This window comes from Streptomyces sp. NPDC050610, assembly GCF_040654875.1.
GTDB lineage: Bacteria > Actinomycetota > Actinomycetes > Streptomycetales > Streptomycetaceae > Streptomyces.
Genome location: NZ_JBFAIV010000026.1, coordinates 72265 through 85450, shown reverse-complemented (window position 1 = coordinate 85450; position 13186 = coordinate 72265). Strand labels below are relative to the sequence as shown.

Here is a 13186-nt window from a genome sequence, read left to right as displayed (position 1 = left end):
CAGCGCCACGGGTACGGTCGCCGGCCCTCCGCACGGCGGGGACGGCGGCCACGGGATCACGCGATCACGTGATGAGGACGGCTCGTCGACTTTCGCCACCGCCCGGGTTCCGCCACCGACCGGGCGGGGACGCCGGAGGACACCATGGCAGACGACTCGACGGCGCAGGACCGGCAACTCCTGCGCGAGTACTCCGAGCAGACCCGGAACACGTCGGCGACCCGGCTCCTCGGGGAGCTGCTGCGCCACCTCGACCACGCCGCGTTCCAACGGACAGCGGGCGCGTCCGGCGGCACCACGCGCCATCTCGGCCAAGGGCAGTACGCCATCTCGTACGCTCGCCCCGACGGGATGTCGCACAGCGACCACGTCGCCGTGCTCGTCCACGAACTCACCCACGTCGCCGTCGACGCGGCCTACGGCTCCGACATGCTGAACTTCCCGACGCCCGCGCTGTCCGACGCCGACCGCGACCGGGTGCGGGACGAGACGCCGGGGCGTGAGGAGGACTTCCAGAACGCTCGGCTGCGCGGGGTGGCCGCGAACCAGCGCGACGCCTTCGTCGACCTGGTCCTGCACAACGTCCGGCAACTCGTGCGCGAACTGCCCGGCTCCGGGCTCCCGGCGGAGCGGCAGCGGACCATGCGCACCAAGCTGGTCGACCACGCGCAGGCCCGCCCGTACCACGAGTACGACGGCGTCCTCTCGCACCTGCTGGTCTGGTGCGACCTGGACGGAGCCGACCGCGCTTCCGCCTTCTGCCTGAGCCTGACGGCCATGGTGAACCAGGCCGCCGACTGGCGGGCCGCCGGGGCCGTCACCGTGCCCCGCCGCCGCAGGGGGTTGTTGCGCCGACTGGGCGGCGTCTTCGGGAAGCTGGCTCGCGGCTTCAGGAGGTAGCGCTCCGGGGCGTGGCGGCTCGACGGCGTGCGGCCCGCCTCGCGATCCAGGGCGGCCACCCCGTCCGTACCGTCGGCCGCCTCGCCGGGGGCGGTCAGCGGTTGGCCGCCCCGCCCGGGGTCGGTCAGCGGTCGGCCGTCTCGCCGACGACGGTCAGCGGTCAGCCGTCTCGGCCGGACGGTCGAGGTTGCGCCAGGCCCGCGGGGACAGGCCGTACGCCTGCTTGAACACCTTGCTGAAATGCGTGGCGTCCACGAAGCCCCAGCCGCGCGCGATGGCCGCGATCGTCCGGTAGCGGGCCCGCGGATCGGCCAGTTCCCGGCGGCACTCCTCCAGGCGGTGCGAGCGGATCCACTCGCCCAGCGTCACGTTCGACTTGGCCAGCACCGTGTACAGATGGCGGACCGAGATGCCGTGCGCGGCGGCGATCCGCTCGGCGGAGAGATCGTGGTCGGCGAGGTGCGCGCGGAGGTAGCGCATGATCCGCAGGTTCAGCGTCTCCGCCATGGGGGCGCGGGCCAAGTCGGAGTCGCCCAGCTGCGAGGCGACGACCGCGCGGACCAGCTCGATGCTGGGCTCCGCTATCGCCTCGGCGTTCGGGCCGCGGTGCAGGGCCTCGGTCACGGCCAGTTGCGTGAAGTAGCCGGCCGCGAGCCCGGCGACGGGGTTGTCGGGGCCCAGCGTCGTGGCGGTGATCTCGCGCAGCGACCGTTCGGGCAGCGCGAGCGCCGATCGGGGGAAGCGCAGGAAGTGCTGGTCGACGCCGGAGTCGAAGGCGAGCGTGTACGGGACGGCCGTGTCGTAGAGGGCGAAGTCGCCGGGTTTCAGCAGGGCTTCGCGGCCGTTCTGCACGACCATGCTGGAGCCCGAGAGCTGGAGCCCGAGGAACACCGCCGGCTCCGTGTCCTCCCGCGCCAGCCGCGGCGTCCGATGGATCGTCAGGCCCGTGGCCTGCGCGGAGCAGATGCCGATGAGTCCGACGTTGTCCAGCTCCACCTTGACCGCGAGGTCCGTCGGCGGGAGGTGGTGGTTGATGTCGATGCGCACGACGGCCTCCCACACCGCGTGCCGGATCAGCTCTTCCCGGTCTCCCGGCGGAATGGCGTTGGTGTCCAGCGTCTCGCGCACCCAGACGCCCCCTCCCTGAGAGGCCCTGACGGGCGGTGGCAGTGGCAGTGGGTCTGCGGGGCAGGTGTCGCGGCGCGGCAAGCGAGGTCCGGCGCACAACCGACCAAGTTTCGTGCACGCTCAGCAAAGTCTGCGGGGCACGGCCAGCCTAGAGTCGTCATCCGTCGAAGCGGAAGCGCCGAGGACGACGAAGCGTCGAAGCACGTCGATGAACGGCGGGAATCACGCCAATTGCCTCGCACGGGGGGCGAGACAATTGGCGCCCGCCGGCGCCGAGCGGTATCGGCTCAGCGCTCGCACCCGCCCCGTACGTCTCTACACCGCGCCACGAACGTCCACACCCGGGGGTACGCCGGGGCCCGGTAGCGGCCGTGGCCTTGCCGGTGCCGTTGAGGACGTGCAGGGCGAAGACCGTGCACCGGGGGTATCCGCCGCTGCCCGCACGTGCTTTTCCGGAGCGATGCCGGAGCGATGTCGGAGCCATACCGCCGTTGTGCCGAGCGATGAAGGGCTGTGATCAGCCGGCGCCGGAACCGCGCTGAGCAGCGCCGCGACCGGTTACGCGCGGCCCCAGCGCCATGTCCGAATCCCGCCAGCGAAAGCGATCGCCGAGCCGCACTCTCGAAATGTGACAAGAAATCGCACCAGCGGCGCACACGGGAGAGAGGCGACGACGGACATGACCTTCTACACGACGATCGACAGCCCACTGGGCGAGCTGCTCCTGGTCGGTGAGGAGTCGGAGACCGCCGAGGGCGGCACGGCGCTCGCGTCCGTGTCCATGCCCGGACAGCGGACCGGGGAGGCCGTCCAGGACGGATGGCACCACGCGCCCGACGCGTTCGCGGTCATCACCGCGCAATTGCGGTCGTATTTCGACGGCGGTCGCACCAGTTTCGACATCGAGTACGCCGCCCGGGGCACCGAATTCCAGCAGCGGGTCTGGCGGGCACTGGACGCCCTCCCGTACGGCACCACGACGGCCTACGGCCGCCTCGCCGACCGGATCGGCGTGCCGCGCTCCGCCGTACGGGCCGTGGCCGCGGCGATCGGCGCGAATCCGCTGCTGGTCGTACGCCCCTGCCACCGCGTCATCGGCGCGGACGGCGCCCTGACCGGCTACGCCGGCGGCCTCGACCGCAAGCGGCAACTGCTGCTGCACGAGGGGCAGGCCGCGGGCGAGGAAGCCGTACGGGTCGCCTGACCCTGCCCCCGGCGCGCCCCGGACCACCGACCGACCGCATCCGGTCCCGAAGGCACAAGGAACCACGACCATGACCACTCCGGCCCCGACCACCCTCACGCCAGGCGCCGCGAGCGCACGCGTCGCCGAAGCCGACTGGCAGGCGCTCGCCGAAGAGCTGGACGGCTACGGCTGCGCGACCACCTGCCCGCTCCTCACCCCCGAGCAGTGCCGCGAGCTGGCCGCGCTCTACGACGAGGCGGAGCACTTCCGCTCCACCATCGACATGGCCCGCTACCGCTTCGGCTCCGGCCAGTACCGCTACTTCGCCGACCCGCTCCCCGAAGCGGTGCGGGCACTGCGCGAAGCCCTCTATCCGCGCCTGCTGCCCATCGCCCGCGACTGGGCCGGCCGGCTCGGCCGCCCCGCCCCCTGGCCCGACAGCCTCCAGGAGTGGCTGGAGATGTGCCGCGCGGCGGGGCAGGCCAAGCCGTCCCAGATACTGCTGCGGTACGGGCCCGGCGACTGGAATGCCCTGCACCGCGACCTGTTCGGGGACGCGGTCTTCCCCCTCCAGGTCGTCATCGGCCTCGACGTGGCGGGCGACGACTACACGGGCGGCGAGTTCCTGCTCGTCGAGCAGCGCCCGCGCGCCCAGTCCCGCGGCACGGCCGCCACGCTGCGCCAGGGCCACGGGCTGGTCTTCACCACCCGGGACCGGCCGGTCCTCGGCAAGCGCGGATGGTCGGCGGCCCCGATGCGGCACGGCGTCAGCGCGGTGCGATCGGGCCACCGGCGCACCCTCGGCCTCGTCTTCCACGACGCCGCCTGATGACCGCCGGACGGCCCCCGGCCACGCGCACCTGCTCCCGCCCGTACGAGAAAGCGAGGCCGTATGAACGTTCCCCGGCAGGCCGGGGGGAGCGGTTCACCCAGAATCCGCCCGCCGAGCGCCGACCCGACTCCAGCGCCCGGCGCGCACACCGATGCCGAGCTGGCTTCCGTCGTATGCCTGCTGAACGAGCCACGTCTGCGGGCGTGGTCCGTCACCGTCGGCCACGGACGCGACGCCGCCTCCCGGACCGCCGCTGCGGCGTTCATCCGGACCTGGGAGGGCCTGGGCAGGGAGGTCGTCGCGGTCGTCGACTGGCCCGAGGACGCGGCCTCCTGGCTGCGCCCCGCCCGCCGGCTGACCGGCCCGGCGCCCGACGCCTGGGTACTGGCCGGCGCCCCGCTCGGCGCTGCCCAACTCGCCCGACGCCTGCGGCACTCCACAGGCTGGGCCCCGTCCCGAACCGTCGGCTTCGCCTCGCTCGGCACCGCGCGCACCGTGGAACTCGCGGGCCCGGACACCGTGCACGGGCTGCGCGGCGCCTCGGCGGACGGGGGAGTCTGGGAGGTGGACCACGACCGGCTCACCCACTACGCGCCAGGGTCGGGGACGTAGCGGCGTCGGCCGGGGCCGTGGATTCGTACGCTGCCCCGGGTTCCTAATTTCTGTAACGGGTTCTACTCTGTGCGCGGTCGGCGCGGAGTCCGCGCGATCCCAGCCTCCAGGAGGGCCCGTGCACCTCGAATACACGCCGGAACAGCAGCGGCTGCGCACCGAACTGCGTGCGTACTTCGCGGAGCTGGCGCCCGACAACGCCTACGCCCGCTACGCCGACCCCGCCGCGCAGAAGGGTTTCTACCGGGAGACCGTCCGCCGTCTCGGCTCCGACGGCTGGCTCGGCGTCGGCTGGCCGAAGGAGTACGGCGGGCGCGGCATGACGCCCATGGAGCAGTTCATCTTCTTCGACGAGGCCGCCCAGGCGGGCGTGCCGCTGCCGCTCATGGCGCTGAACACGGTCGGCCCGACGATCATGCAGTTCGGCACCGAGGAGCAGAAGCGGTACTTCCTGCCGCGCATCCTCTCCGGCGAGCTCGATTTCGCCATCGGCTACAGCGAGCCCGACGCCGGCACCGACCTCGCGGCCCTCAAGACCCGCGCCGTGCGGGACGGCGAAGAGGGTGCGGAGGGCGCGGAGTACGTCGTCAACGGCCAGAAGATCTGGACCACCAACGGCGACACCGCCGACTGGGTCTGGCTCGCCGTCCGTACGGACCCGGCGGCCCCGCCCCACAAGGGCATCACCATCCTCCTCGTCCCGACCACCGACCCCGGCTACTCCTGCACCCTCATCAACACCCTCGCCTCCCACGACACCACCGCCAGCTACTACGAGAACGTCCGCGTCCCCGTCACGCGCCGGGTCGGCGAGGAGAACAAGGGCTGGCGGCTGATCACCACCCAGCTCAACCACGAGCGCGTCACCCTCGCCGCCCACGGCACCATGGCCATCCGCGCGCTGGCCGACGTCCGGCGCTGGGCCGCCGAGACCAAACTCGCCGACGGCCGCCGCGTCATCGACCTGGCCTGGGTACGCGGCCGCCTAGCCCGTACGCACGCCAGGCTCGACGCGATGAAACTGCTCAACTGGCGCATGGTCGACGCCCTCCAGCACGCCGCCCTCACCCCCCAGGACGCCTCCGCCGTCAAGGTCTACGGCTCCGAGGCGCGGCGCGACGCCTACGCCTGGCTCATGGAGGTGGCCGCCGCCGCCGGCCCCCTGAAGGAGGGCTCGGCCGGCGCGGTGCTCCACGGCGAACTCGAACGCGGCTACCGCAGCGCCGTCATCTTCACCTTCGGCGGCGGCAACAACGAGATCCAGCGAGAGATCATCTCCTGGATCGGGCTGGGGATGCCGCGGGTGCGGCGTTAGCCCCGTCTGTGACGAAGCTTTTCAGTTGGCACAAGAGCGGGATAGTCGACACTGTGCGTGACACCGGCCTCCGCAGGTAGCGGATCTTGGGGCTTGTGACTTCGGTAGCTGCACCCGTGCCGTTATGTCATTCGGTGAGGTTCGGTTCTCCGGGACATGGCGGTTTGCTCCGAGGCTGCAACGCCGACATCGACGACGAGCGGCTCGTCTTGGTCGCACGCCGAGGCGAGTCGGGTTGCGTAGAGGTTCAGTCGTTGCCGCAGGTGGGTTCTTCCAATACTGCTGGGCGTTGGCTCATGATGAGGTTGTGGGTGCGCCACTGGCGTACCGGGGCGAGGAGCCAGCGTCTGGTTCGCAGATTCATGGGGTGTCGACCCCGGGGGCAGGCCAAGCCCCGCTCGCTGTCGTGAGCGCGAACAAGTATTCGCGGCGAAAGAGCGCGCGGTCGGTCCGGCTCATGTGCGGGCATCTCCGCCACGCAGGCGGTCGGCGCCCCTGCTGCTCGGAGAACCCGCCCAGTGGCCGAACCGGCTCCATGCTCTCCTCCCGCCACCGGCCTCTGCTTATCACCGGTCCGTTTCCGCCGCCAGGTCGGTGACGCAGCGGAAGCCGTCGTGGAAGGTGCGGAAGAGCGGATGGGCGAAGTCACGGGCAGCGGTGCGGGCGAGCTCCGGGCCGTGGTGGAAGGCCCCGCCGCGCAGCACGTGGTATGTCGTGCCGTACTGTTGCGAGCTCTCCCAGGCGTCGGGGTAGGCCTCGTACCAGTTGCTGGTGCGCTCGCACGCGTTGCCGGCGCAATCGAGCAGCCCGTAGGGGCTGGCGCCCTGTGGGAACGCGCCGACGGGGGTGGTCAGCGGGGCGTCCTTGAGCTGGCTGAAAGAGCGCCACCACTGGGCCCTGACGCCGCCGCCGGTGCGCCGCACGTGGAAATCGGCGGTGTTACAGCGCCCATCTTCCCAAGTGTCGCCCCAGGGCCACAGCCGGCCGTCGGTTCCGCGAGCGGCCTTCTCCCATTCTGCCTCGGTGGGCAGCCGCTTGCCCACCCAGGTGGCGTAGGCGACAGCGTCCTGCGAGGCCAGCAACACCACCGGGTGGTCGGGAACGTCGCGCCAGGTGGAGCCGGCCCCGGCCGGACGGGTCCAGTTCACGCCCTCGACCTCGGAGACGTTGTCGCTACCCGGTAGCTTGATGTGGCCGCTGCCGAGAGTCTCCGCGACTGTGCGGTAGCCGGTCGCCTGCGTGAACTCGGCGAACTGGGCGTTCGTTACCAGGGTTCGGTCGATGTAGAACTCGGGCAGGGAGACCGTGCGCTCCGGGCTCTCACTGTAGGTCCACGAACCCTCCATGCCGTAGTGATGCCGGAGGTAGGCGCGCTGACGGTCGCTGGTGCCCATGCGAAACTCGCCCGCCGGGATGCGGACGATGCCGAAGCGCCCGGCTTCACCCAGCCGCAGCAGCGCGTTCTTGGCCGACTGCCGGACCCGCGGGTCAGTGTCGTGGTCGGCGACGGTGTACAGCTGTTCCAGCACCGGCTGTTCCGCGTTGTCCAGCCAGCCCAGGGCGTGCGCGGCCTCGGTACGTTCAGCGGGGGCAAGCGACCCCAGCTGCTCCAGCATGGCGTGGGTGACCTCCGCGACGCCGGCGTTGACCTGGAGGAACTCGCGCCTGCTTGCGTTGCGTTCGATGATCGTCGGGTGCGCCTGGTTCTGCACCAGCGGCGTCTGGCCCGCGGTGTTGCGGTCTCGCTTCTGCGGGACGGGCCGGGACCGTCCCCGCAGGTTGCCCTGTATTCGGCGGTAGATAGTGTCCAGGTCGAGCAGTTCCCCGGCGCCTTCGACGCCGCGCTGGAAGATGTCCAGCAGTTCGGCGGTGAACGCGGTGAACGGCTCGCCGGGGGGTGCCAGCGCAACCTTGTTCTCCGAGGCGGCGGCCAGTATGTACGTACCCTCGGCACTTACCTCGTCCACCACCGTGGTGGCTGGATCGGCCATCGTGCCCAGTGCCCGGCCGCTGTAACAACAGTCGAGGATGACGATGCGGCAGGCGGCACGGCTGTCGAGCAGGATGTCGCGGATGACGTCGTAGGGTACCGCCGTGTAGATCCGCTGGGCGTTGGTCGTGGTGAGCGTCAGATGCAGGTCCCCGCGCTTGGAGTCCACCAGGCCGTGGCCCGCGTAGTACAGCAGCAGGGTGTCGGTGGCCTCGCCTGCGGCGGTGGCGATGGGGTCGAGCATGCCGACATTGGTCGAGGGGTCCTCCACCAAGACGCAGTGCTCGCGGGACAGTCCCCAGACCCGCTCCGACCGCAGGGCCTCGGCCAATGCCGAGAGGTTGTTCCTGATGGCGGATATCTCGGGGAGGTCGGGTCTGTCGAAGTGCCCGGTGCCGAGGAGGACTGCCCGGGAGCCGGCGGGGTCGGGTAGCGACGGCACCGGTCAGTCCTGCTCGCCGGGTGCCGCCTGGTCTGAGCCCGGGCCGTCGGCCTGCGCTTCGTCCAGCGGGACGGGTTCGCCGTCGCGCCGCACGCTGACGTTCGACCGGCGGGAGCGGGTGGCCTTCCACGCGGCGTACGCGATGGCCAGGTTTGCCAACTGGAAGCCCTCGTCGGCCACCAGCTTGATCAAGTCGAGCGCGGAGCCCATGTCGCCCGGTTCCGGTTCGGCCGCGGCCAGGGTGATCTGGGTGTGCCGACGGATGTCGGGCTCGTCCGCCAGCCAGTCGCGCAGCGAACGCAGTTCTGCCTCGGCGTCGTCGCCGGTGATACCTATCTCGATGAGCAAGGTGCTCTGTCCCCTCCCTAAGGATTACCGTTCACCGGCGGCCCCTCCGCCTCGGAACCGGTCCGAGCTTCCGCCTCGCACCGCCGGTCAGCCGACGCGCGTGCCGTTCGGAACGGGCTTCTCCGGAAGCGCGAGCACCGGGATCAACTTGTCGGCGTAACCGATATCGAAGAGCATGCCTTCGGAGAGTTCGCCCATCATCTTGCGTGGTTCGAGGTTGACCACGAAAAGCGCCTGAAGTCCCACCACCTCGGCCGGATTGTCCCGTTCCTTCTTCATGCCGACGATGATCTTGCGCTGATGATCGCCGAAGTCCACAGTCAGCCGGACAAGCTTGTCTGATTTTGGCATGTCCTCGACGCTCTCGATTGTGCCGACTCGGATGTCGATCTTCGAGAGGTCGTCGTGGGAAATTGTCGGTTTGATCGATGCTGTCTCGAACTCGCCTTGCTGCGTTGTCATGTTGCCTCTCCTGAATGGGGTCTGACGGCCCGTCGCCGTTGGTTGAGACGCTACCAGTCTGCGGACTCCGGTCGAGGCCTTCCGCCTGGATCGGACATAGTCAGGGCGCCCTCGCGTACGAGGCGCCCCGCACGCCGAATCAGTCGAAATATGATTCGCATTCACCGGTCCTGCGGATGTCCAGTGTGGCGCAGTGGAATGCGCCTCCGAATAGCGTGTAGTCCTCGAAAGAACACGGAATCGGCTCGAATCCCCATCCCTCCAGCGCACGAATGAGCGGTACTTGGCTACGTTCGACCACGACCCGTCGTTCATCGATGGAGAACATGTTGATCGCGCTCCACTTGCTCATCACACCCCGCGCGAGTTTCGGAGTCACCACCGGCGCCGGCGGGATGAGCAGATCCCAGCCGGACAGGGCGACCGGCAGGTCATCCGGGTCGAGAAAATCTGGATTCACCAGGGCCTTTCCCGGTGCGAGCAGAACCAGCGAGGTGTCGATATGCATCTGGCGCCGGTAGCGTGGCCGCACCTCGTGGACTCGGTACCGGTCGCCCAGGTGCCGCCGCAGCCATGCGACACCCGCAGAGTTGGTCACCTGGCTCTGCTCGATGAAGATGTCCCGCCCACAGCGCAGAATGTCGGCTGCATCGAAGACCGGCTCCACGTCGGTCAGGCCCCAACGGACTGGCTCATCCTGCTCGGGAGCCCGGTATTCGGGCACATACAGGTCGTCCAGCAGTCGCGGTTTGGGCGCGGCCACCCAGCGGGCGCCCTGCCGGAAGTACTCGTTCAGCAACTCCCGGTAGGCCCATGCCTCGAAGTGCCGACCGCGGTCGGGCATCGGCGCCTCGATGAACTCGTCGCCGATCAACAGCAGCACGTCCCGCGGGTTCGCGCACGACCAGCCGTGAGCCTGGGACCATCCGGGAGTGGCGAACGGCGCGGAGTGGTCGGGGAGTTGCGGACGCCGCACGATGGTGCCGGCCTCGGTCAGGATGCCGATGAACTCGTCGAGGCACTGCAGGGCTCCCTCCACCAGCTCCTTCGCGTAGGGGGTGCCAGGTCGGCCGATGACGCCTTCGAGATGAGTTGTGCCCGGCGGGACGGTGGTGTCCTCGATCCGTGTCCAGGAAGGGATCATCGCGCCGGATGGGTCACCGACGATGACCTCCTCCAGCGGCTGCCATTCGGTGTGGGAATTTACCTTTGCCATCGGGTGCTCCTTATCGCACGAAGTTGTGGTCCGCTTCTCGGAACGCCTGCTCCAGCAGGCGGACTCCCTGGTCCAGTTCCTGCTCGGTGATGGTCAGCGGCGGCAACAGCCGCAGCACGCACCCTCCGTCGGCGCCGCGCCCGCCGCGTTCGAGGATGACGCCGGCCCGCAGCGCCGCCGCCTGCACGGCCGCGGCCAGCTCCGTCTCGTCGGCGCCGGTCTCGGGATCCACCAGCTCGACGCACTGCATCAGCCCGACGCCGCGGATCTCGGCCACCGAAGCGCTGCGCGCCGCGATGCCCTGCAGCAGCTCGGTCAGCTGCTGCCCGCGGGCCCGGACGTTGGCCAGCACGTTGTCGCGCCGGATCACGTCGATGGCGGCGGCGCCGCCCGCGAAGGCCAGCTGGTTGCCCCGGAACGTCCCGATGTGCGCGCCAGGGTCCCACTGGTTCAGATCCCGGTCGAAGAGCAGGACCGAGACGGGCAGGCCGATGCCGGACAGCGCCTTGGAGCTGACGATGACGTCCGGTTCGATTCCGTACTGCTCGAACGCGTACCACGTGCCGGTCCGGCCGCAGCCGGTCTGGATTTCGTCCAAGATCAGCGGTATACCGTGCCTGTAGGTGGCCGCCCGTAGCCGTCGCAGGAAGTCGCCGGTGGCGGGAATACCGCCCCCCTCGCCTTGGACGGCCTCGACGATCACTGCCGCTGGCTTCGGCACCCCGCTGTGCGTGTCGTCCAGGGCCCGCTCCAGGTAAGTGACGCAGTTGGTTGTGCAGGTCTGCGGGGTCAGCCCGACTGGGCAGCGCCGGCAGTAGGAGAACGGGAAGAAGTGCACGCCGGGCACCCCGTTGGCCACCCGCTTCCTGGAACCGACGTCGCCAGTCACTGCCATGGCGCCGGCCGTGCTGCCGTGGAATCCGCCCTGGAACGCGATGACCTCGCCGCGCCCGGTGGCGATCTTGCATAGCTTGATGGCGGCCTCGACGCCGTTGGCGCCGGTGGGTCCGCAGAAGTGCACGACGAAGCGGTCCCGCATCGACGCGGGCAGCATCTCCAGTAACAGGCCGGTGAACCGGTCCTTGGCCGGGGTCGGCAGGTCCAGCCCATGGACATACGTGGTCAGCTGGTCAGCGACCGCTGCGACGACGTCCGGGTGGCTGTGGCCGAGCGACAGGACGCCGGCGCCGCTGAGGAAGTCCAGGAAGACGTTCCCGTCCACGTCCTCGACCAGGGCGCCCTGGGCCCGTTGCACCGCTACCGGCAGGTGGCGCGGATAGCTGCGTGCGTTGGACTCGCGTGCCTCCTGCCGTTTCAGATATGCACGGCTGATCGGTCCCGGTATCTCGGTGACGACCTTGGGCTCACTCAGCGAGCGCGGAGTCATGGATGCCAACCCTTCAAATTACACCAAACGGGCGGTGGGAGCCGGGCGTGTCGCAACGGCACGCGGCAGGGTGGTGAGCTCGGTCAGGCGCCGGCACAGGGTGCCCGCGCGCAGCGAGAGCAGGCTGAACGAGCCTGCATCCCCGATGCCGTGGCTGGTCTCGCAGAGCCCGTTGAGGAACAGCGGCGGGGTGCCGTCTTGCTCGGTCACCACCCGGTAGTCGGGGTCGATGGCCAGGTAGCCGTCGGAGTCGAAAGCGAAGCTGTCCGCGACGCCCGCCAGCAGCGGCGGGTAGGGTTCCTGGTGCGCCGCCGGCCCCAGGTCGCGGAATCCGGTCGCCAGGACGATTAAGTCGGCGGTCAACTCCAGCGGTTCTCCGGTGTGCACGTCCTCGGCGGCCAGTACGAGGCCTCCCTCGACGGTGCTCAACTTGCGCACCGCGTGATTCCGGTGCACGTGCACCCGCTGCCGACCCTTGATGCCTTGTTCGTAGAGCAGCAGGTACAGCTCGTGCAGGACGTCGGCGTCCGCCGCAGAGTAATTTGTCGGGCGCATGTAGGCGTCCAGGATGCGCTTGCCCGCCCGCGACGCCTGGTAGTAGTAGTCGGTGAACTCCGGGAAGAAGCCCTCCTCGCTGAACGGGCTGGTGTCCTTCAGCCGCAGACCGAAGGAGCGCACACACAGATGGACTTCGGTGCGCGGCAACCGCCGGGCCAGGTCGAGCACGATCTCCACGGCACTCTGGCTTCCGCCGATCACCGCCACCGAGCGCGGCTCTCGGTCCAGATCGTGCAGCCGGTACAGATAGCGCGTCAGGTGCAGGACCCGGTCGTCGTCCAACGACGAGAACGGCGGCGGCACGTAGGGGGTGCGGCCGGTTCCCATGACGAGCGACCTTCCGCGGTAGCGCTCCCTCTGACGGGTGGTCAGTTCCCACACCCGCCGCCCGCCGTCCCTGACGACCTCGACGGACACCACCGGCCGTCCATAGCCCACCAAGTGATCGAAGCTGCGCCGCACCCAGCCGATGTACTGGGCGTACTCCCTGCGCAGCGGGAACTCCTGCGGAAGGTTGAGGTGGCTGAGCAGGCGGCCCGACTGGTGCAGGTAGTTGATGTAACTGTGCCTGCTGCGCGGGTTGCGCAGGGTGACCAGGTCCCTGATCGGGTTGTTCTGGATGTTCGACCCGTCCAGAAGCATGCCGCCCTGCCAGACTGGATCGACCTCCCCCTCCAGGAACTTCATCGTCGGCAGCGTCCCACCGTCCTCCTCGAAGGCCTCCTCCATGGCCGCGGCCAGCGCGATGTTGGCCGGGCCGAACCCGATTCCGAGCACGTCGTAGCAGGGTGGCGATCCCATCCGTCTCCT

At 69.8% G+C, this 13186-nt stretch carries 12 protein-coding genes; 5 read left to right on the top strand and 7 right to left on the bottom strand.

The window, feature by feature from the left end; genetic code table 11:
* Positions 1 to 144: 144 nt before the first annotated feature.
* Complete coding sequence (locus tag AB0I22_RS28045) at positions 145 to 900, top strand: hypothetical protein (RefSeq protein ID WP_363133712.1); 756 nt, start codon at positions 145 to 147, stop codon at positions 898 to 900.
* A 153-nt stretch (positions 901 to 1053) separates the two neighbouring features.
* Here the strand turns inward: AB0I22_RS28045 and AB0I22_RS28040 are convergent, their stop codons facing one another.
* Positions 1054 to 2028, bottom strand: a complete 975-nt coding sequence (locus tag AB0I22_RS28040) for a helix-turn-helix domain-containing protein (RefSeq protein WP_363133711.1) — start codon at positions 2026 to 2028, stop codon at positions 1054 to 1056.
* 679 nt (positions 2029 to 2707) lie between these two features.
* Between AB0I22_RS28040 and AB0I22_RS28035 the strand changes: the two genes are divergently transcribed.
* The 4 genes from AB0I22_RS28035 to AB0I22_RS28020 all read left to right on the top strand — a co-directional run bounded on the left by AB0I22_RS28035 (position 2708) and on the right by AB0I22_RS28020 (position 5973).
* On the top strand, positions 2708 to 3232 hold the full coding sequence (locus tag AB0I22_RS28035; RefSeq protein WP_363133710.1) for a methylated-DNA--[protein]-cysteine S-methyltransferase: 525 nt from the start codon (positions 2708 to 2710) through the stop codon (positions 3230 to 3232).
* A 70-nt stretch (positions 3233 to 3302) separates the two neighbouring features.
* The gene (locus tag AB0I22_RS28030) at positions 3303 to 4043 is read left to right on the top strand and encodes a 2OG-Fe(II) oxygenase (RefSeq protein WP_363133709.1); all 741 of its coding nucleotides are present in this window, start codon (positions 3303 to 3305) and stop codon (positions 4041 to 4043) included.
* Between the two features lie 63 nt (positions 4044 to 4106).
* The gene (locus AB0I22_RS28025) at positions 4107 to 4658 is read left to right on the top strand and encodes a hypothetical protein (protein ID WP_363133708.1); all 552 of its coding nucleotides are present in this window, start codon (positions 4107 to 4109) and stop codon (positions 4656 to 4658) included.
* Between the two features lie 118 nt (positions 4659 to 4776).
* Positions 4777 to 5973, top strand: a complete 1197-nt coding sequence (locus AB0I22_RS28020; RefSeq protein WP_363133707.1) for an acyl-CoA dehydrogenase family protein — start codon at positions 4777 to 4779, stop codon at positions 5971 to 5973.
* Positions 5974 to 6539: 566 nt separating this feature from the next.
* On the opposite strand, the gene AB0I22_RS28015 is transcribed toward AB0I22_RS28020, so the two are convergent.
* The 6 genes from AB0I22_RS28015 to AB0I22_RS27990 form a co-directional block, all read right to left on the bottom strand.
* A complete protein-coding gene (locus AB0I22_RS28015) occupies positions 6540 to 8405 on the bottom strand; it encodes an SUMF1/EgtB/PvdO family nonheme iron enzyme (RefSeq protein ID WP_363133706.1) in 1866 nt (621 codons plus the stop codon).
* Between the two features lie 3 nt (positions 8406 to 8408).
* A complete protein-coding gene (locus tag AB0I22_RS28010; RefSeq protein ID WP_363133705.1) occupies positions 8409 to 8753 on the bottom strand; it encodes a hypothetical protein in 345 nt (114 codons plus the stop codon).
* 87 nt (positions 8754 to 8840) lie between these two features.
* Entirely contained in the window at positions 8841 to 9215 is a 375-nt protein-coding gene (locus AB0I22_RS28005) for a hypothetical protein (RefSeq protein WP_363133704.1), read from the bottom strand.
* Positions 9216 to 9354: 139 nt separating this feature from the next.
* Positions 9355 to 10431: an amidinotransferase gene (locus AB0I22_RS28000; protein WP_363133703.1), complete on the bottom strand. Its 1077-nt coding sequence runs from the start codon at positions 10429 to 10431 to the stop codon at positions 9355 to 9357.
* A 10-nt stretch (positions 10432 to 10441) separates the two neighbouring features.
* Complete coding sequence (locus AB0I22_RS27995) at positions 10442 to 11818, bottom strand: diaminobutyrate--2-oxoglutarate transaminase family protein (RefSeq protein WP_363133702.1); 1377 nt, start codon at positions 11816 to 11818, stop codon at positions 10442 to 10444.
* Between the two features lie 18 nt (positions 11819 to 11836).
* On the bottom strand, positions 11837 to 13177 hold the full coding sequence (locus AB0I22_RS27990; RefSeq protein ID WP_363133701.1) for a SidA/IucD/PvdA family monooxygenase: 1341 nt from the start codon (positions 13175 to 13177) through the stop codon (positions 11837 to 11839).
* Positions 13178 to 13186 lie beyond the last annotated feature (9 nt).